The following is a 19,254-nucleotide window of genomic DNA, read 5'->3' as shown; positions in this document are numbered from 1 at the left end:
GCAAGCTCCTTGGTGCCGGTCAGGCGGTACGTGGCTGGCCAGCAGTGGCGGCGGCAGGTGCTGACGAGGTGACGTATTGCGTGCCCAGGCCTGCGCGCAGCAAAAGCATCTTGAGGTGGTCGTTGATCAGTTCAAGGCGATCTTGCAGATGGCTATTGAAGACCATGCCCACCAGCGCGATGGAGATCCCCAGTGCGGTGGCATACAGCGCCGTACCGATGCCACGGGACACTTCGCCCGGGTCGGAAACACCGGCCTCGGCCAGTGCCTTGAAGGTGTCGATGATGCCCATGATGGTGCCGAGCAGGCCCAGCAGCGGCGCACCGGCGACCACGGCTTCGAGGATCCACAGGCTGTGGGACAGCTTGCCGCGCATGGAGATGTAAATGGCCTGGCCGAGGTCTTCAAGCTCCTGGTGCGAATGCAGTTGGCGACGGCCGTCGTAGATCTGCGAGAGCAGTTGCAGGGGCAGGCTGTCGCGCGCGGTCAGCCCGGCAGGCAGGTCGGCGATGCTGCGGACTTTGCCATTGACCGCAGGCACCAGCTGACGCGCCTTGCGCAGCGAGTAGCTGAAGAAGATGCAGCGTTCGACGACCACAAAAGCGGCCAGGGCTGCGGCGCCGTACATGACGTAGAAGGTGATGTCGTGGAGCAGATTCATGTTCATGCGAGTAATCCTCCAGATGCGTTTATGGTCCGGGCCTGCCGTGCAGGCAGGCCCGGGGAGCAAGGTCAGAAGCTGGCTTCGAAAGAGACCATGGCAGTGCGTTCTTCACCGACGTTGTAGTAAGGCGTGGCGGCGCTGACGCCGTTGACCGGTGCAGCGTTGAGCACCACGGTACGCGCCGATGACAGGTACTCCTTGTCAAACACGTTGAGCATCGAAACGCGGATGGCCGCCGACTTGAGGATCTTCTTGTCCACCGGCAGGCGCACCCCGGCGTTGATATCGAAGGTGGTACGCCCGGAGATTTCCTGGTCGTTGGTCAGGTCGCCGTAGTAGCTGCCCACATACTTGGCGGCCACGTTGCCGTAGTAGCGCTTGTTGTCGTAACCCAGGCTGGCGTTGAGCATGTTTTTCGGCACGTTGGCCAGTTGCTTGCCGGAGGTGGGCAGTTCCTTGTTGCGTGTGGTCACGTCATCCTGCTGCTCGGCGCTGGTATAGGTGTAAGAGGTGTAGTAGTTGAAGTTGTAGGGCAGCAGGCCGCTCCACTCCAGTTCCAGACCCTTGTTGACCACGCTGCCGACGTTGAGCATTTCGTAGTCACCGTCCGCATTGGTGGTCGACAGCTGACGATCCTTGTACGAGATATGGAACAGGGTGGCGCTCAGCAGCATGTCGTCCTGGGTGAAACGCCAACCCAGTTCCTGGTTCCAGCTCAGTTCCGGGGCCAGGCTGATGGAGTCGCCGGCGTTGTAAAGCACGTAGTTGGGCGGCGTACGCATATTGCGGGTGACGTTGTAGAACGCCTGGTGCTGCTCGTTGATCTGGTAGCGCGCACTGAAGTTGGGCAAAAACTCGTGGTACCTGGCATCACGCTTTTCGGGAGCGCTGTACAGGCTGCCGAGGTTGTTGCCATCGCGTTCGACGTACTGGTAGGCAATGCCGCCGGTGAGGGTCAGGTCAGGGGTGACCGTCCACACGTCCTGGGCCCAGATTTTCTGTGCCGGGGTGACGGTGTACTGGTGACGGCCCTGTACCGTGGCGCCATTTTTGTCGGTGAGCTGGTTGCCACTGTTGTAGTCGCCCCAGATATCATCCGGCGTACCGTTTTCGGTGATGCTGATAAAAGGCTGGGTCTGGCGCTGGCGGGCACGTTCATACCAGTAACCGACATCGATGCTGTGGGCTTCGTTGAAGTCCCATTTCAGTTTGGTGGTCACGCCAGGGCGCCAGCTCTCGGTCCATGATGGGCGGTAGTAGGTGTCGTAGGCCAGTCCGCTGAGGTCAAAGTTGCCGGCCTTGTCGCTGGTCGAAGACAGCCCGGTCGCCGATTGGCCGCTGAAGCTGCCGCCATTGGACCAGAAGTAGTAGGGTGCGATGGTCAGCGCCAGGTCGTCACGCAACTGAAAGCGCTGGGTCAGGGTGGCTGATGCGTTTTCAAACGGGTTGCGGTTGATCTTGTAGTACTGGGTCAACTTGCCGCTGCTGTTGTAGATCGGGATTTCGGCATAGTCCAGGCCACGGCCCGACTTCTGAAACTGTGCCTTGCTCAGGGTGTTGTAGTTGTAGTTTTCCTGGGTGCTGTATTTGAAGATGGCATTGGTCGAGTTGCCGTTGCCATCTTCGAACAAGGTGTTCCACTCAACTCTGTCGGCGCGTACGGTGCCTTTGCCGCGCCACTTTTCGCCTTCTGTATGGGACGCCGAGACAAAGGTTTTAAAACCATTCAAATCGCCGGTGTTAATCCGCGCGAATGATTTGTTCAAACTGTTGGAACCGACCGACTGTTTGACAAAGACGCCGAAGTCCTTGGTCGGGCGCAGGGTCACCAGGCCAATGTTGCCGCCACTGGAGCCGATATGCGGGCCGTCGATTTCCGAAGAACCCTGGGTGACAAAGACTTCGCCGAGGTTTTCCGGGTCGCCGAGCAGGTTGGCATACACCGCATAGTCCCCGGAATCGTTGATCGGGATACCGTCCGAGGAGACGCCGACCTGGTCGGAGTTCATCCCGCGCATGGTGAAGCTGGTGCCGCTTACCCCTGATGCGTCGGTGCTGGAAACGTTGATGCCGGGGGTGTACTTGAGCTTGTCGATGGCGTTGGCAGTCGGTGCCATTTCGTCCATCGCTTCCTTGGTTACGGTCGAACGGCCTTTGGCGCTGTCTTCTTCGACCATAAGCCCATTACCCAGACTCTGTCCGGTGACATTAACCTTGCCTATATCAACGGTATCTTCTGCGAGCGTTGATAACGTCCAGCCGCCAACCCCAACGGCCAGTAGCGTTGCGAATAAAGTATTGAGTTTCAAAACAGTTTCCCCTAAGCGTAAGTGTCAGAGCTGACGTGCTTTAGTTATGGCTCTGTGTTGTATACAAGCGTGGCGCTGAAACGGTATTTATCCTTGCCCGAGAAACTTTCCTCGGGGAAGGGCACAACTTTATCGAGGCGTTGCAAGCTGGTTTGTGCGGCGCGATTGAGCAGCATATTGGTCGCCTTCTTTTCAATGCCCGAGTCGAGCACCTTGCCGCTACGGTCAACCAGCAACCACACCACCACATTGCCTTGCGGGCGTTGCAGTGAAGCCTCGCGACCTCGCGGGTATTGCTTGTATTTCTCCAGCTCCGCCAGCAGCCGGGCGATATAGCGGCTCTCCAGGTCTGCCGGGTTGGCGCGCGGGGCCTGGGCAATCGGTCTGGCTGGCGCTACAGGGGGGGCCGTAGCGGGTGCAGGCGTGGGCGCTTGCAGCACAGGCTGAGGCCTGGGTGGTGTCGGTACGGCCTTGACCACCTGCGGCTTGGGCTTGGGTGGCGGCGGCCTGGGAGCTGGCGGTTTGGGTTTGGGTGGTGGGGGAGGCGCGATTTCCACGGCTTCGACCACTTCCTCCTCCGGTGGTGGCAACTCGGCGACCTGCTCGGGCTCCGGTTCAGGCTCGGGAGGGGGAGGCAGCAGTTCATCCAGATTTATCAGGGCCACTTCGACGCTGCTGTCGTCGTATTTGGGCGTGATTTTCAGGTCCGTGTCCATGCTGCTATGGACGGCCACCGCCAGCAGGCAGATGGCCGGCAAACAGGCGATGGCTTTGCGTGATTTGAAAAAAACCGACATGGCCTACAGCTTCCGCGTCGCAATGGAGACAGACGAGAAGCCGCTGCCCTTGAGCACATCCATCACGCTGACCAGACGCGCCACCTCAACACCTGCATCGCTGTTGAGGATGATCACCATCTTTTCGTCAGGGTTTTCCATGGCCTTGAGTTGAGCCACCAGATCGCTCTGGTTCAGATCCTTGCCATCCATTTGCAGGCGCTCGTCCAGGCCCAGGGTGATGACCGCCTTGTTTTGCGGCTTGAGCTGCTGCGCATGAGCGGCACCTGGCAACTGGGTCTTGATGCCGAGTGCGGGTATCACGTTGAGACTGATCAATACAAAAAACACCAGCAGGAACATCATCACGTCGATCATCGGGATGATTTCGATATGCAGACGCTTTTTCTTGGGTTCTTCCCAGCTTCGCATTTCGTGTACTCCAATCCACAGAGGGGATCAAAAAGCTGAACATCCGTTCAGGTTTTCACTTGCGGTTTGCCAGGACGCAGAAGAAATGCCCAGAACCTGTCTCAAGTGACAGGTTGCAAAGGTAGAGGGGTGCTGTTTCATTTTGATTTCAGATTTTGTGTATTTTTTTGTTTTTTTTAATATCGAAACTAAACTGATTTTTGTGGTTAAAAGCGCCGTCTTTTCAGGATTTTGCAGGCATTTACTTGAAAGAGTATTTCGTTGCAGGGTGGCCAGGATAAATTTTTATAAACTTGACAGGCCTGTCAGCTTATAGATTTGGCATCAGGAATCATTCGCCATAACGCTGTTTTTCCACGGTTTTGGCTGTGAAGATGTCAAAGTGCTACTAATCTATTGTTGTTATGCAAAGGCATTGGCATGATGATATTAATCTGAAGTGCCGGCTGTTGAGATCAAGGGTTTAGCGGAGCGAACGCCATGCAGTTATTCAAAAAGCTGTTGAATATTTTGGGGCAGGCTGAGCGCAGCCGTGCTCACGTGGATAACCCTTTTCTGGTACCGCTTGAATTTGAAAGCCTCAAGCGTGAGCTGAATATCGTCGAGCAAGCCCGGCGCCATGGCGAGCAAGGCTATCCCCCTGTGGAAGCCACCCGGCTGACGGCCATTGAAGAACAGATCCGCACGACCCTTGAGTCAGAACGGCACAAGGTGCTGGCCTGGGCCGAGGCGCGCATCGCCCTGGTGCAAACCCGCCTGACAGCACTGGATATTGTTGGCACGGTAAAACGTTGCGGCGAATTTGATCAGGCGTTCGAGCGGGCGGCACAGGACCTGCTGAACAATTACGCCGTACGCCTGCAACGTCTGGAATACCGCGCACGGGAGCGCGAGGCTGAATTGTGCGCCTTGCGTGCGCAAAATCACGCCGGGTATGGCAAACAGCAGAAGCGTCGCAACGAAGCACTGGGTGTGTACCAGGACGAAATTGCAGATGTACGCAACGAACTGATGGCACTCAAGCATGAGTTCCTTGAACAGCTGGAGTCCGATGTGCTGGCCTGCAATGAGCAACTGGTGAGGTATCAGTCAGTTCTGGACGAAAAACGCAATCTGAAACCGCGCCTGGCCAGTGGCCTGAACAAGGCCGAAATGGTCATGGCGGGGCTTGTGCAATGCTATCGCGCCGAAAACCAGCTGCACCGTAATGGTCGGCGGGTGCCGGCTTACTTCAGTGACAGTATTGTGTTGCAGTCGCTGGCACTGCCCGACAGCAATACGGCCGAGGATGAAGTGAACCTGGCTTTGCAACAGCAGGCACTGACGCAGCTGATTGAACAGCTTGAGCCGATTCGCGGGCGGATCCAGTCCTCGTTCTTTCAAAAGTACAATCAGCTGATGCCCCTGTCCTGGCTGCCTGAATACCCTCCGGCCATGGAAAACCGCATCGCCGCAGAGCCGGTTTGACACCCCGCTGGCTGGTTGTCTAGGACCAGCCCAGGGTTGCCGCGGTCAGTAGCAGGTACCGGGTACCTTTGGCCAGGGTGACGATCAGCACGAAACTCCACAGCGGTTCGCGCATGACCCCGGCGATCATGGTCAGCGGATCGCCGATAATCGGCATCCAACTCAGCAGCAGTGACCAGCGCCCGTAACGCAGATAGAACTGCTGGGCCCTGTCGAGCTTTTGCTCGCTGACCGGAAACCAGCGCTTGTGCCGAAAGCGTTCCACCGAGCGGCCCAACAGCCAATTCAGTACCGAGCCCAGCACATTGCCCAGGGTGGCGATAGCCAGTAGGGTCAGGGCTGCATATTTGCCTGACAGCAGCATGCCGACCAACACGGCTTCCGACTGCATGGGCAGCAGCGATGCTGCGCCAAAGGCGGCGAGGAACAGACCCAGATAGCTGGTTAATTCAAACACGTAAACTTCCAGGGTAGATGGACACCGCCGCATACCTTGTGGGAGCGGGCTTGCTCGCGATACAGGCGCTGCAGTCTGCCAGACCAACCGAGGCGCTGCCATCGCGAGCAAGCCCGCTCCCGCAAAAGTTGGCTGGGCTGGCAGCGGCTAAAAGTTTTGCAATACCCGCCGCAGCGAAGCCGGCAGGGTTTCGCCGTGGCTCATGCCGTCGAATGTCTGATAGTCAACCGCCAGTCCCGGGATATCACTCAGTTCACCCGCCAGTTGGCGGATCAGTCTGTCTGGCTCGCCGTCGCTCGGGCCGCGCGGGTTAGCGGGTTCGGCCGTGCCGCGCATCAACAGCAAATCGGCCTTGTGCCCGTTCATGCGTTGCTTGAAGTCCGCGCCGGGGTGGATGTCGGCCCACCACAGCGACGGGCTGGCCGCTGCGTAACGGGCAAATTCTCCGGGGCGGGTGAGCAGGGCGTGCAGCACCAGCAGGCCGCCATAGGAATGGCCCCATAAGATTTGCTCCTGCAGGTTGATCGGTGCCTTGGCCGCCACCGCCGGGCGCATGCGCTCGCGCAATAGGTCCAGGAAGACATCCGCACCGCCACTGGGCAACCCGCTCAGCGGGTCGGTTTGCACGGTCAGGCCAGGCCTGTTCGGGGTGTAGTCGTAAATGCGGGCAGTGCGCTCGATGCGCAGTGGTGTCTGGTAGCCGATGGCGACCAGTAATGGTGCCTTGCCACGGGCAAGATCCCGCAGCAGGTCGGCATCTAGTGCGCCGATGGCGGCATTGCCGTCGAGCATCCACAGCACCGGGAAACCGTTTTTCGGCGGCGCGGCATTGGGTCGACCGATCCATAGCTGATAATGGCGCTGGCCATCGGCGGAGTCGATCAGCAAGCGGCTGAAGCGGTAGTCCATATCTGTACGCTGCAGCAGGCGGGTATCCATCAGCTGGTCAGGCGCGGGCCGGGCCTGGGCGGCTTGCCCGGGGAGGGCCAGGGCAAGCAGCAGCGTCAATGGCAGGGTCAGGTTTCTCATCAGGCGATCTCGTTATGCTTTAAAACGACGCGGTCAGGCTGGTGTAGAGCGTACGCCCCGGCTCGTTGTAAGTCGCCGCCCCGGCCCCGGCGATATTGGTCACACCCTGGGCGTTGCCCTCACGGAACAGGCGCTTGTCGAACAGGTTATCGATACCCGTGGTCAGGCTCAGGTTGGCGGTAATGGCGTAGGTACCGCTGATGCCGGCAATGGCATAAGGCGAAAGCTGGTTGTTGGCGGTGCCGGTGACGCGGTCGCCGTGGTAGTCGAATTTTTTCGGTGTCTGTTTGCCGTACCAGGCCACGCTCGCTTGCAGCGACAGGTCATCGGTTGCCTGCCAGTCCAGCATGGAGTTAAGGGTGTAGCGCGGGGTGACGGACAGGGCGTCACCGGTCTGCTTGTTTTTCGATTGCAGCATATAGGTGAAGTTGTTGGTCCAGGTCAGTTGCGGCGCCAGGGGCAGGGCAAGGGTGCCTTCAAGGCCTTCGACCAGTGCCTTGGGTACGTTTTCCCACTGGTAGATCGCGGCATTGGCATAGGTGCCTGTTCCGCCCACGGCATTGCCGATGGGGCTCATGCCGGATTCGATCTTGTTTTTGTAATCGTTGCGAAAGTAAGTCAGGCCAGCGACGACGCCGTTCTCCTTGTACTCGATGCCCAGTTCCTTGTTGACGCTGGTTTCGGCTTTCAGGTCGGCGTTGCCTTGCAGGTAGCAACTGGTGCTCTGGCCATAGCAACCCTGGCCGCGGCTGTAGAGCAGGTAATCGGGGTTGAGCTGGTACAGGTTAGGCGCTTTATAGGCGCGGGCGATGCCGGCCTTGAGGGTGACTGTTTCGGTCAGGGCATGGGACAGGTTAAGCGACGGGCTCCAGTTGTTGCCGACCACGCTGTGGTGGTCCAGGCGCAGGCCGGGGGTGAGCATGGTGCCGGGTAGCAGCTCGATATTGTCGGCGGCAAACAACGAGAAAATCTGCGCCGAGGAGGTGGTGCTGCGATTGCTGCTGCTCAGGCCGCTGACCGAACCGCCTTCGCTGGTGGACTGGGTGTTGGCGCTGGGGTCGTCGAGCTTTTGCTGGGTCCATTCGCTGCCCAGGGTCAGGGTCTGGTCGAAACCTGCGTGCAGCGGCAGATTGACCTCGCCGTGGGCGGTCAGGTCGCGCAATACCGCAGTATAGAAATCACCACTGCTGAAAATGCCCTCGGTGCCGCCTGCCAGGCCTTCGTTGATCCGCGTATTACGGGTTTTTTCGTATTGCAGGTAGGCCATGCTGTTACCAAAGTCCCATTCACCACGGTGGGTCAGGGCATAGGTTTCGCGGTAGGTACGGTTGGTCTCGTGGCCCAGCAGGCTTTTGACGTAGGCGTTGCTGTTGGTGTTTTGCGTATCGCCGGTATAGAGGTTGCCCTGACGGCTGTAACCAGCCTCGAAGTCGAGGGTCTGCTGCGGGGTCATGCGCCAGCTGAGCAGGCCGTTGACATCCTTGTTGCGCACGCCTTCGCGGCCAGCGGGCAGGGTGCCGGCCTGGTTGCCGGTGCGCTCTGATTCATGGCCTGAGTTGATGTCCCAGTCATCCGGGTCGGTCTTGGCGATATTGCCGTATACGCGATAGCTCAGGTTGTCGGTGAGCGGGCCGTTGAGGCCGAAACTCACGCGCTTGCTGGCGCCTTCGTCCTTGTGGGTCGGGAAGTTGGAATAGACCGTGACGTTGCCGTGGGTTTCGGCCCCGGCCTGCTTGGTGATGATATTCACCACGCCGCCAGCCGCGCCGTTGCCATAGAGGGCCGCGGCCGGACCGCGCAGTACTTCGATGCTCTCTACCTGATCGGCAGGTACCCAGTTGGTATCGCCACGGCTGTCACGCTCGCCGCGCCAGCCGTAGCGCACCGAATTGCGGCTGTTGACCGGTTTGCCGTCGACCAGGATCAGGGTGTTTTCCGGGCCCATGCCGCGGATGTCGATCTGACGGTTGTTGCCGCGCTGGCCGCTGGTGGAGTTGCCCGTGAGATTGACCCCGGGCATGGTGCGGATGATCTGCGACAGATCGTTGGACGGTGGGCGTTTCTTGATGTCCTCTGCGGTGATCACCGAGACCCCGGGTGCCTGTTTGGTTTCTTCCAGGGCGGTGGCAACCACGTTGGTGTTTTCCAGCTCCAGCGCGGCAGCGGCATGCACGGAGCTGGCCAGCAAGCAGCAGCCGGACAGAACGAAGGGAGCGATAGGGCGCAGCGCATGTTGCAACATCGGGTGATCTCCGGGACAGCCTGATACAGGAAGATCACGAATGATAATGACTGCTAATTGAGAGTAAAGCGCATTAACTTTCTAAACACTTCACTGTGGGAGCGGGCTTGCCCGCGATGGGATCGCCGCTGTTTGTCTGTTGAACCGAGTTGGCGGCATCGCGGGCAAGCCCACAGGGTTTTCTGTTTCAGTCAGGAGGACGCGCCACCGGCAACAGCACATGCATGCACAGCCCCGGCTGGCCATTGCTGGCCCACAACCGGCCCTGTTGCAGTTCAATGGCACGTTGGGCGATGGCCAGGCCCAGGCCGAAGCCTTCGCCTAGCGAACCCTTCAGGCGCTGGTAGGGCACGAACAGGCTGGCCAGGTCCTGCGGATCGACGCCGGGGCCTTGGTCGCTCAGGCACAGGTGCCAGGCATCACCTTCACGCCAGCCGCTCAAAGTCACTTTGCCTGCAGGCGGTGAATAACGTATTGCATTGCGCAGCAGGTTTTCCAGGGCCTGGGCCAGGCTGTCGAGATGCACTTGCACGTAACAGTCTTCGCCCAGCAGACAGGGCAGTCGCTCGACCGGCCAACCGCTTTCAAAGCAGGCGTCTTCACACAGGGCTTCCCATACGGACAGTACCAGCACCGGCTCGCTTGCCAGTTGCGGGCGCTCGGTGTCCATCCAGGCGAGGTTGAGGGTGTCTTCCAGCAGGCGCTGCATATCGTCGATCTCGCGATCGAGTCGCTGGCGCATGTGCTCAGCCGGTAAATGGCTGTCGTGGGCGATGCGCAATCGTGCCAGGGGGGTACGCAGTTCATGGGACAGGGTGCGCAATAACAGGCGTTGCTGGTTGAGGCTCTGGCGCAGGCGGCTGGCCATGTGTTCGAAGGCCTGGGCCAGTTCCCCCAGTTCATCCCTGCGTTTGATCAGCGGCAGCGGTGCTTCACTGTCCAGGTCATCGGCACGCAAGGCGTCGGCGCGGTCACGCAAACGGTTGAGTGGCAGCACCAGGTGGCGGTAGATCAGCAGCCCGAGGAGCGCGGCCAGCAGCGTTGGCATCACGCCGTGACTGAGCACATGGGTCCAGGGTGTCAGGCCTCCGGGCAACAACCGCTCGGGAAGCTGGATCACCAGCTGGCCTTGTTGCGGCTGCCCGGGAAAGGGGATGCTGACATAGGGCAGCTCGTCCTGCAGACGTCGGCTCATGGGCCAGTTCAGTTGGCGCATAAAGGTCAACTGGTGATAGTTGTGGGCGGTGAGAGGGGTATTGCTCAGGCTTTGCAGGTTTGGCCCCAGTACCGTTACCCAGGTGTCCTCCCTCGCCATCAGCTCTTCGCTAAAACGTGCCAACCCGGCCGGGCCCTGGTTGTGCCAGATGCCTTCAGCCTGCTGTGCGTAGTCGGCCAGGTACTGCTGGTCGGCGGCCGAAAGAAAATAGGTGCGACGTTCGGCCGATACTCCCCAGATCCAGATGATCCAGGTCAGCAGCAGGCAGAAAGCGATTTGCAGCAGGGCCAGTTTCCATAGCAAGGGATGGCGGCGCATCAGGGGTTATCCATGCTGACCAGGATATAACCCTGGCCACGCACGGCCTGGATCTGCACATGCCGCACGCCAATGGCCGCCAGCTTGCGCCGCACATTGCACACATGTACATCCAGGCCGCGGTCCAGCCGGGTGTAGATGCGGTGAAGCACCTGCTGGTAGAGAAACGCCTTGCTCAAGGCCTCGCCGTCATGTTCGTGCAGGATGCTCAGCAGGCGGAATTCGGAGTGGGTCAGGCCTGCACTCTGGCCGTTGTGCACCACGTCCAGAGCCTCTTCATCAAAGCTCAGCCGCGGCTGGTGCGGCAGCCCCGGCGGGCGCTGGAACATGGCCATGCGCCGCAGCAGGGCATCGGTGCGGGCGTCCAGCTCGGCGAGGCTGAAGGGTTTGGGCAGATAGTCGTCGGCACCTCGGGTAAACCCGGTGATTCGGTCTTGCTCGTTGCCCAAGGCCGACATCAGCATCACCGGGACGTTTTGTTGCAGGCGCAGGGCTTCCAGCAGCGCCAGACCGTCCATGCCGGGCAGCATGATATCGAGCAGCACCAGGTCGAAACACTGCGACTGCAAAGCGCTCAGGCCCTGGATGCCGTCGATGCAGGATGTCACGGCAAAGCCGCGTTGCAGCAGATGTCGCTCCAGATCGTGGCGCAGCCTGAAGTCGTCTTCTACCAGAAGTAGCCGGGGGGATGTGTGCATAGGGGTTCTAATGAGAATATTTCACATTTGCGAATATCCCATCATTGGCCATGCTGCGCAAATGCTATCAAGGATAGAGGGCAAGATTGCACAGCGGATCTGATCAACTACAGGTCGGATTCGCGCAAAAAAGCCGTGCCTGTATCTGTTCGAATGTTCCTCAACGACCCGCCTGCCGGCGGCTCCTGACGCTCGATCAATGACAGGGACATATGCCATGCAAATGCCGAAAACCATCCAGATAAAGAACGGCGAAAAGGTCACTCCGACGTTCTCGGCCCAGGAGTACGCCAACCGCCAGGGAAAACTGCGGGCCTATATGGCGCAGAACAACATCGATGCTGCTGTGTTCACCTCGTACCACAACCTCAACTACTACAGCGATTTCCTGTATTGCTCATTTGGCCGCAACTACGCGCTGGTGGTGACCCAGGACAGCGCGGTGACCATCAGCGCCAATATTGACGGCGGGCAGCCGTGGCGCCGGACCATGGGCACCGACAACATCGTGTATACCGACTGGCAGCGCGACAACTACTTTGTGGCGATCCAGCAGGCGCTGCCCAAGGCGGGGCGCATCGGTATCGAGTTCGATCACATGAACCTGCTCAATCGCGACAAGCTCGCCAGCCGCTATCCCCAGGCCGAGCTGGTGGACATCGCCGCGCCGTGCATGCGTATGCGCATGATCAAGTCGGCGGAAGAACACGCCATCATTCGCCACGGCGCACGGATTGCCGATATTGGTGGCGCGGCCATCGTCGAGGCCTTGCGCGATCAGGTGCCGGAATATGAAGTGGCGCTGCATGCCACCCAGGCGATGGTGCGTGAAATTGCCCGTACCTTTCCCGATTCGGAGTTGATGGATACCTGGACCTGGTTCCAGTCGGGGATCAACACCGACGGCGCCCATAACCCGGTCACCAGCCGCAAGGTGAACAAGGGCGATATCCTCAGCCTCAACTGCTTTCCGATGATTGCCGGTTACTACACGGCGCTGGAACGCACCCTGTTTCTGGGCCATTGCTCCGACGAGCACCTGCGCCTGTGGGAGGTCAACGTCAAGGTACACGAGGCCGGCCTGAAGCTGATCAGGCCCGGCATGAAGTGTTCGGACATTGCTCTGCAGCTCAATGAAATTTTCATGGAACACGACCTGCTGCAATACCGCACCTTCGGGTATGGTCACTCCTTTGGCACCCTCAGTCATTACTATGGCCGCGAGGCCGGGCTGGAGTTGCGTGAAGATATCGATACGGTGCTGGAGCCGGGCATGGTGGTGTCGATCGAGCCGATGATCATGATCCCTGAAGGTCGTCCGGGAGCAGGTGGGTATCGCGAGCACGATATCCTGATCGTCAACGAAAAGGGCGGCGAGAACATCACCCACTTCCCGTATGGCCCGCAGCACAACATCATCAAAAAATAGTCATTGCGCGGCATTGTGGGAGCGGGCCTGCCCGCGAAGGTATCACCGCGGCGCCTCGTCAATCCGGGGTGATACCTTCGCGAGCAGGCTCGCTCCCACTCCGAGCTCGATACCAACGTATGCGCACACAGATTGCGCAGCGTTTTCTGACCTGTTTACCCCTGCCAAAAAGAACACAATGAGGGTATCTGTCATGTCCCATGTCGCGACGTTGCTTGCCATTTTTCCATCACGCATCTCTTTCTCAGGAGGTGCTCAATGAGTATCCCCAGCGCAACTATCGCTTTGCCCCTGACCCCCGAACAGCAGGTCGAGCGCCTCAGTGAGCGCAAGGCATTGCGCCGTGCCGCCACAGCCAGCTTTATGGGCAACTTTGTCGAGTGGTTTGACTACGCTGCCTATGGTTACCTGGCGACGGTGATCGCCCTGACGTTCTTCCCGCAAACCGATACCACCACCGGGCTGCTGGCCACTTTCGCGGTGTTCGCCCTGTCGTTTATCGTGCGCCCGTTCGGTGGTCTGGTCTGGGGGCATTTTGGCGACAAGTACGGGCGGCGCAGCGCCTTGTCCTGGTCGATCCTGATCATGACCGTGGCGACTTTTTGCATCGGCATGCTGCCCACCTATAACCAGATCGGCCTCTGGGCACCGGTGTTGCTGTTGTTGATTCGTCTGGTGCAGGGCTTTTCGGCCTCAGGGGAATACGCGGGCGCTTCGGCGTTTCTGGCCGAGTATGCACCTGAGGGCAAGCGCGGTTTTTATACCAGCATCGTACCGGCGAGCACGGCGGCCGGCCTGTTGTTTGGCGCGGTATTTGTCGCGGGCATGCATGCCTTGATGACGGTTGAAAACCTGCACGACTGGGGCTGGCGCCTGCCGTTCCTGCTGGCGGCACCCTTTGGCCTGGTGGGGCGCTATATCCGTGTGCATTTGCAGGACTCACCCAAGTTCCTGGAGATGGAAAAGCGTCTGGAAGCCAAGGAGTGTGCGACCCATGCCCCGGTTCGTGAGTTGCTCACGGTGCATCGTCGGCCGGTATTGATCGGGATTGGCGTGACCTGTCTGAATGCGGTGGCCTTCTACCTGTTGCTCAGTTACATGCCGACCTACCTGTCGACGGAAATGGGCATGAGCGAGAGTGATTCCTTTATCGCTTCCACGGTGTCGCTGGCGACCTATATCGGTCTGATTTTTTTGATGGGCAAGCTGTCGGACCGCTATGGCCGCAAGACCATGCTGGTCAGTGCCTCGGTGATGTTCCTGCTGCTGACCTTTCCGCTGTTCGGGATGCTGGGCAACCCGTCACTGCTGGTGATCCTGATGATCCAGATTGCCTTCGGTGCCATCCTGGCAATGAACGACGGCACCTTGCCGTGCTTTCTGGCCGAGATCTTCCCGACCCGGGTGCGCTTCAGCGGTTTTGCCTTCAGCTTTAACGTGGCCAACGCCGTGTTCGGCGGGACTGCGCCGTTTATTGCCACCTGGCTGATTCAGATGACCGGCAACAAAATGGCCCCGGCCTGGTACCTGCTGGCCGCCGCGGCAGTGGCACTGGTGGCGATGCTGGCCAGCCGCGAGACGGCGTACAAGGCGTTGCAGGATTAACCTGCCGCCTCCTACCTCCGTAGCAGCCGGACGCAGCCTCGCTCCGCTCCTCAGCTGCTACGGGTGATGTTTTAGTGCAACGCCACCTGCTTGCGCTCACCAATGGGCGATACACCAAACAAGCGGCTATAGCACTTGGAAAAATGCGCCGCCGAGACAAAGCCACAGGCCAGGGCGATATCCCGCACTTGTGATTCGCTGCGCAGCAACAGGCTCCGGGCCCTGGCCAGGCGTAACTCCAGGTAGTACTGGCTGGGTGTGCGTTGCAGGTGTTTGTGGAACAGGCGTTCTAGCTGACGTACCGACACTTCGTTCAACCGCGCCAGGTCTTCCAGGCTGACCGGCTCTTCCAGATTGGCCTCCATGATTGCCACCACCTGACTCAGTTTGGGCTGCGATGTACCCAGCTTCTGGCGCAGCGGTACGCGCTGTTGCTCTTGCGGCCCGCGGGCTCGGTCACACAGCAGCAACTCGGCAGCGTGGGCCGCAATCTCGCGGCCACCCGGTTCGCGGGCAATCAATTGCAAGGTCATGTCCATCGACGCCACGCCACCCGAGCAGGTATAGCGGTCGCGATCCAGTTCGAATAACTGATTGGAAATAATGATCCCCGGGAAATGGTCCTTGAGGGTTTCGATATCTTCCCAGTGGATGGTGCAGCGATAACCCTTGAGCAGCCCGGCGCGGGCCAGCCAGTAGCTGCCGGTGCAGATCCCGCCCAGCGCCACTTGTTCGTGGGCCAGTTTGCGCAGCCAGTTGAGCACCGGGCGGCTGCTGAGGTGGGAGACGATCGGGTTTGAACCCACCACCAGCAAAATGTCCAGTTTTGGTGCATCGCCGATCACATAGTCGGGCAGGATGCGCATGCCGTTGCTGGCCATGACCGGATCAAGGGTGGGGGCAATGATAACGCTGCGAAACATTTCACAACGCGCTGCCATATTGGCCATGCGCAAGGTTTCGATGGCCGAGGCAAAACCGATGGTGGTGAAGTTTGGTATCACCAGAAAGCCCACGGTCTTCACGGCAGGCATATTTATCGGTGACGCTGTAACAGGCGTTGCCATCCTTACGCTCCTTATTATGATCCGGGACGCGTCTGGCGTCGGGGTTCACCCAGGTTGTTGCAGCGCCAGAGCGGAGCCGGCGGTGCAAGGCACTGTGCTGTAGGGCGTAACGAAGCATTTGTTGTGCCAGTGGCTAACAGCTTGTTATTGCGGCAAAAATTTATCGCTGACAAAGGTTGAATAGTCGGGCAGAACGCCTTCGATCTTGCCCTGGTCCTTGAGGAACAGCGCAGTCTGGGCGATATCTCTGGCCGTGCCGCCACCCAGCAACTGCGCCGATTTTTGCTCGGCTGTCGAAGGGAAGTGCGCGCCGTGCAGCAACTCGGGGATGTCTTCGGGGCTGGCGCCGGTCAGCCGGGCGATTTTCTGTACCTGCGGCGAATCGGTAGTCCAGGCGGTCTGGTGGGCGTTGTAGTCGGCGATGGCATCGAGGCTGACTTTGGCGAATTTAGCGACGATTTCCGGATGTTTATCCGCGAAATCCTTGCGTGCGACCCAGACTTCAAAAGTCGGTGCGCCCCATTCGCTGACCTGGCCGGCGTCGGTGAGGATTTTCCCGGTCTTGCGAATTTCCCCCAGGGCAGGTGACCAGGTGAACGCGCCGTCGATATCGCCACGCTTCCAGGCTGCGGTGATTTGCGCAGGGCTCAGGTTGACCACCTTGACCTGCTGCGGGGTGAGGTTCCAGTGTTTCAGCGCGCCCAGCAGGCTGTAGTGCGACGTCGAGACAAAGGGCGTGGCGATGGTCTTGCCGATCAGGTCCTGCGGGCCGTTGATACCGCTGCCGTCACGCACCACCAGGGCTTCGGAACCCTTGATCTGCGCGGTGACGATAAAAGTCACCAGCGGCACATTGCGCGAGGCCGCGGCAGCCAGCGGGCTTGAGCCCAGATTGCCGATCTGCAGGTCCCCGGAGGCCAGGGCCGACACCACCGCCGGACCCGAATCAAAACGGCGCCAGTCAATCTTTTCACCGATGGCTTTCTCGTAACTGCCCTCGGCCTGGGCCAGTTTGGTGGGGTCGATGCCGGTGATATAGCCGATGGTCAAATCAGCTGCCTGCGCGCCGAAGCTGAGGCCTGCGAGGGAAAGAGCAATCAGGAGTGTGCGCACGGACATGGCTTGGACCTTGTTGTAAGAAGATAAGAAGGGGCTGTCCGGCGGTCCGGTGCAGCGAATCTAAGTGCTTTAAATCAAAGGGGAAAATACCGTTTTGGAACTAGCTTAGAGCGCCCGGCCACACACCCTGGTTGCGGCGTGCATGATCCGGGTCAAACGTCGTGGCGATAAAAGCCGGTACAAGCGTCCTGTGAGGAGTCCATAACAAAACCAGCACGGCCCGTTTCGAGGGGACCACCCCAGATCGACGCCTTAAAGGAATAACGCGATGCTTTCTACCTTTCCACGTCTGGCATTAGCCGGCCTGACGTTGCTGTGTACCCTTGAGGTGCAGGCCAGCGAGCCGACCCCGGCAGCCAACCCCGAGAAAAACCTGATTGAACGCGGCCACTATGTGGCCCGGCTCGGTGACTGCATTGCCTGCCATACCGCCATGGGCGGGGCCGAGATGGCGGGCGGGCTCGAGCTGAAAACGCCAATGGGCACGATTTACTCGAGCAATATCACCCCGGATCCCGAGACAGGTATCGGCCAGTACAGCTTTGAACAGTTCGACAAGGCCATGCGCCAGGGTGTGACACCTGCGGGGAAAAACCTCTATCCGGCGATGCCGTATCCGTCTTACGCGAAGATGAGCGAAGACGATATGCGCGCCCTGTATGCCTACCTGATGCACGACGTGGCCCCGGTAAAAATGGCCAATCTGGAAGCCGATATGGGCTTCCCGTTCAACCAACGCTGGGGGCTGGCGCTGTGGAACTGGGCGTTTGTCGACAATCAGCCGTTTGTTCCCGACCCGGACAAAAGCGTCGAACTGAACCGTGGCGCCTATCTGGTGCAGGGCCTGGGGCATTGCGGCTCGTGCCATACGCCGCGTGGTATCGCCTTTCAGGAAAAGGCCATGAGCGATGACGGCAGTGCCGGCAAGCACTATCTGGCGGGGGAAACCGTCGAGCACTGGCGCGCCTTGAGCCTGCGCAACCTGTGGACGGTGGAGGACACCGTGCAGTTGCTCAAGACCGGACAAAACCGTTTTGCTACGGTGTCGGGCAATATGGCTGATGTGATCCACCACAGTACCCAGCACTTTACCGATGCAGACTTGACTGCCATCGCCAGCTATTTGAAATCGCTGCCTGCAGGCAAGGATGATTTACCGATGCCAACCGTGGCGATCACACCCGCCAAGGCACCGGATACGTTGTACAGCAGCCGTGGCGGGTTGGGTTACACGCAGTTCTGCGCTGATTGCCATCGCCCGGACGGCGGCGGGGTCAAAGGCATGTTCCCGCCGTTGAACGGCAACCCGGGGATCGTTGCGGCCAACCCGACGACACTCCTGCATATCACCCTGACCGGCTGGAAAACCCCGCAAACAGCAACGCACCCGCGGGTGTACACCATGCCTGGTTTCGCCCGGCTGGGCGATGATGAAATTGCCGAGATCCTCAGCTTTGTGCGCAGCAGCTGGGGCAACGCGGCTCCAGCGATCAAGCCAGGGCAAGTCGCGAAGATGCGCAAGCAGTTGAACCCCGAGACTGTCGACGAGACCGCCTTTGTCACCCCGCGCCTGGCCAATCTGCTCAGTGCCGCCAATGCCGATCAGGTGGTGCGCGGCATGCGCCTGCATCTGCAAACCAAGGCGCTGTTACCGGATAACGTCGGCAATGCCCTTAACTGCACCAGTTGCCACTTGAACGCAGGCACCGTGGCCGATGGCTCGCCTTTTGTCGGGGTCTCGGCGTTCTTCCCCGGCTATGCGCCACGGGCGGGCAAGGAAGTGACACTGGAGGAGCGGATCAATGGTTGTTTCCGTCGCTCGATGAATGGCCAACCCTTGCCCGTAGCCTCGCCGGATATGCAGGCGATGGTGGCGTATTTTGACTGGATGAAAATGAACACGGTAGCGGGCGACAAGGTCGCGGGCCGGGGGGTGGGCAAGGTCGATCCGAAAATCGTCCCCGATCCGGAAAACGGCAAACTGATCTATGCGCAGCAATGTGCGGTGTGCCACGGTGACAACGGCCAGGGCCTGAAACAGGCCGATGGCAGCTTTGTGTACCCGCCGTTGTGGGGTAACGAGTCGTTCAATATCGGCGCGGGCATGGCGCGCACTTACACGGCGGCGGCGTTTGTGAAACGCAATATGCCGATCGGCTTCCACGAGAAATTCCCGTTAGGGCAGGGTGGATTATCGGATCAGGAGGCAGTGGATGTAGCTGAGTACTTCTCCCATCAGCCACGACCTGATTTTGTCGACAAGGCCAAGGACTGGCCCAAGGGTGGCAAACCGGTGGATGCACGGTATTAAGGGCAAGCACTCCTTACCTCAAGACAGCGTTCGTGTTTGTGTGTTTGCCGGGCTTCAGCGAAGCAAAAAAAAGCCCCGCGACCGAATGTACGCGGGGCCAAAAAATGGTTGGTTG

General features: G+C 59.6%; 15 protein-coding genes. 4 read left to right on the top strand and 11 right to left on the bottom strand.

Annotation, left to right across the window (positions count from 1 at the left end):
* Positions 1–19: 19 nt before the first annotated feature.
* The 4 genes from EQV96_RS02105 to EQV96_RS02090 form a co-directional block, all read right to left on the bottom strand.
* Positions 20–667 (bottom strand): MotA/TolQ/ExbB proton channel family protein, encoded by a 648-nt coding sequence (locus EQV96_RS02105; RefSeq protein WP_095000357.1) that lies wholly within the window; start codon positions 665–667, stop codon positions 20–22.
* Positions 668–732: 65 nt separating this feature from the next.
* Entirely contained in the window at positions 733–2,973 is a 2,241-nt protein-coding gene (locus EQV96_RS02100) for a TonB-dependent receptor (protein ID WP_095018009.1), read from the bottom strand.
* 44 nt (positions 2,974–3,017) lie between these two features.
* A complete protein-coding gene (locus EQV96_RS02095; protein WP_240881185.1) occupies positions 3,018–3,770 on the bottom strand; it encodes an energy transducer TonB in 753 nt (250 codons plus the stop codon).
* A 3-nt stretch (positions 3,771–3,773) separates the two neighbouring features.
* Entirely contained in the window at positions 3,774–4,181 is a 408-nt protein-coding gene (locus EQV96_RS02090) for a biopolymer transporter ExbD (RefSeq protein ID WP_133144550.1), read from the bottom strand.
* Positions 4,182–4,661: 480 nt separating this feature from the next.
* Here EQV96_RS02090 and EQV96_RS02085 point away from each other — a divergent pair, with 480 nt between their 5' ends.
* Positions 4,662–5,648: a hypothetical protein gene (locus EQV96_RS02085; protein WP_095018007.1), complete on the top strand. Its 987-nt coding sequence runs from the start codon at positions 4,662–4,664 to the stop codon at positions 5,646–5,648.
* A gap of 19 nt (positions 5,649–5,667) precedes the next feature.
* Here EQV96_RS02085 and EQV96_RS02080 read toward each other — a convergent pair whose 3' ends face one another.
* The 5 genes from EQV96_RS02080 to EQV96_RS02060 all read right to left on the bottom strand — a co-directional run bounded on the left by EQV96_RS02080 (position 5,668) and on the right by EQV96_RS02060 (position 11,608).
* Positions 5,668–6,105 (bottom strand): YqaA family protein, encoded by a 438-nt coding sequence (locus tag EQV96_RS02080; RefSeq protein WP_095023842.1) that lies wholly within the window; start codon positions 6,103–6,105, stop codon positions 5,668–5,670.
* 147 nt (positions 6,106–6,252) lie between these two features.
* The gene (locus tag EQV96_RS02075) at positions 6,253–7,134 is read right to left on the bottom strand and encodes an alpha/beta hydrolase-fold protein (protein ID WP_095026468.1); all 882 of its coding nucleotides are present in this window, start codon (positions 7,132–7,134) and stop codon (positions 6,253–6,255) included.
* Between the two features lie 19 nt (positions 7,135–7,153).
* Entirely contained in the window at positions 7,154–9,376 is a 2,223-nt protein-coding gene (locus EQV96_RS02070; RefSeq protein ID WP_095026467.1) for a TonB-dependent siderophore receptor, read from the bottom strand.
* Positions 9,377–9,563: 187 nt separating this feature from the next.
* Positions 9,564–10,910 carry a sensor histidine kinase gene (locus EQV96_RS02065; RefSeq protein ID WP_095026466.1) on the bottom strand — a complete coding sequence of 449 codons (1,347 nt, stop codon included), beginning with the start codon at positions 10,908–10,910 and terminating at the stop codon, positions 9,564–9,566.
* Complete coding sequence (locus tag EQV96_RS02060) at positions 10,910–11,608, bottom strand: response regulator transcription factor (protein WP_240881182.1); 699 nt, start codon at positions 11,606–11,608, stop codon at positions 10,910–10,912. The genes EQV96_RS02065 and EQV96_RS02060 overlap by 1 nt, the downstream gene beginning before the upstream one ends.
* Positions 11,609–11,825: 217 nt before the next feature.
* Here EQV96_RS02060 and EQV96_RS02055 point away from each other — a divergent pair, with 217 nt between their 5' ends.
* Both EQV96_RS02055 and EQV96_RS02050 read left to right on the top strand, forming a co-directional pair.
* Positions 11,826–13,037, top strand: a complete 1,212-nt coding sequence (locus tag EQV96_RS02055; protein ID WP_095026464.1) for a M24 family metallopeptidase — start codon at positions 11,826–11,828, stop codon at positions 13,035–13,037.
* 258 nt (positions 13,038–13,295) lie between these two features.
* Complete coding sequence (locus tag EQV96_RS02050; protein WP_130871531.1) at positions 13,296–14,642, top strand: MFS transporter; 1,347 nt, start codon at positions 13,296–13,298, stop codon at positions 14,640–14,642.
* Between the two features lie 71 nt (positions 14,643–14,713).
* On the opposite strand, the gene EQV96_RS02045 is transcribed toward EQV96_RS02050, so the two are convergent.
* A complete protein-coding gene (locus EQV96_RS02045; RefSeq protein ID WP_095000345.1) occupies positions 14,714–15,709 on the bottom strand; it encodes a GlxA family transcriptional regulator in 996 nt (331 codons plus the stop codon).
* A gap of 144 nt (positions 15,710–15,853) precedes the next feature.
* Positions 15,854–16,828, bottom strand: a complete 975-nt coding sequence (gene tauA, locus EQV96_RS02040) for a taurine ABC transporter substrate-binding protein (protein ID WP_240881181.1) — start codon at positions 16,826–16,828, stop codon at positions 15,854–15,856.
* 268 nt (positions 16,829–17,096) lie between these two features.
* Here tauA and EQV96_RS02035 point away from each other — a divergent pair, with 268 nt between their 5' ends.
* The gene (locus EQV96_RS02035) at positions 17,097–19,139 is read left to right on the top strand and encodes a c-type cytochrome (protein ID WP_240881174.1); all 2,043 of its coding nucleotides are present in this window, start codon (positions 17,097–17,099) and stop codon (positions 19,137–19,139) included.
* The last annotated feature ends 115 nt before the right edge of the window (positions 19,140–19,254 follow it).

The organism is Pseudomonas sp. TMW22080 (assembly GCF_022496745.1).
Taxonomy (GTDB): Bacteria; Pseudomonadota; Gammaproteobacteria; order Pseudomonadales; family Pseudomonadaceae; genus Aquipseudomonas; species Aquipseudomonas bubulae.
Note: the sequence above shows the minus strand (reverse complement) of the source record. Positions and strands in the feature narration are given on the sequence as shown.

Coding starts and splice junctions, on each gene's coding strand:
- EQV96_RS02070 (WP_095026467.1), bottom strand. CDS start 9,376: ATGTTGCAACATGCGCTGCGCCCTATCGCTCCCTTCGTTCTGTCCGGC.
- EQV96_RS02065 (WP_095026466.1), bottom strand. CDS start 10,910: ATGCGCCGCCATCCCTTGCTATGGAAACTGGCCCTGCTGCAAATCGCT.
- EQV96_RS02075 (WP_095026468.1), bottom strand. CDS start 7,134: ATGAGAAACCTGACCCTGCCATTGACGCTGCTGCTTGCCCTGGCCCTC.
- tauA (WP_240881181.1), bottom strand. CDS start 16,828: ATGTCCGTGCGCACACTCCTGATTGCTCTTTCCCTCGCAGGCCTCAGC.
- EQV96_RS02085 (WP_095018007.1), top strand. CDS start 4,662: ATGCAGTTATTCAAAAAGCTGTTGAATATTTTGGGGCAGGCTGAGCGC.
- EQV96_RS02050 (WP_130871531.1), top strand. CDS start 13,296: ATGAGTATCCCCAGCGCAACTATCGCTTTGCCCCTGACCCCCGAACAG.
- EQV96_RS02090 (WP_133144550.1), bottom strand. CDS start 4,181: ATGCGAAGCTGGGAAGAACCCAAGAAAAAGCGTCTGCATATCGAAATC.
- EQV96_RS02045 (WP_095000345.1), bottom strand. CDS start 15,709: ATGGCAACGCCTGTTACAGCGTCACCGATAAATATGCCTGCCGTGAAG.
- EQV96_RS02105 (WP_095000357.1), bottom strand. CDS start 667: ATGAACATGAATCTGCTCCACGACATCACCTTCTACGTCATGTACGGC.
- EQV96_RS02095 (WP_240881185.1), bottom strand. CDS start 3,770: ATGTCGGTTTTTTTCAAATCACGCAAAGCCATCGCCTGTTTGCCGGCC.
- EQV96_RS02055 (WP_095026464.1), top strand. CDS start 11,826: ATGCAAATGCCGAAAACCATCCAGATAAAGAACGGCGAAAAGGTCACT.
- EQV96_RS02060 (WP_240881182.1), bottom strand. CDS start 11,608: ATGCACACATCCCCCCGGCTACTTCTGGTAGAAGACGACTTCAGGCTG.
- EQV96_RS02035 (WP_240881174.1), top strand. CDS start 17,097: ATGCTTTCTACCTTTCCACGTCTGGCATTAGCCGGCCTGACGTTGCTG.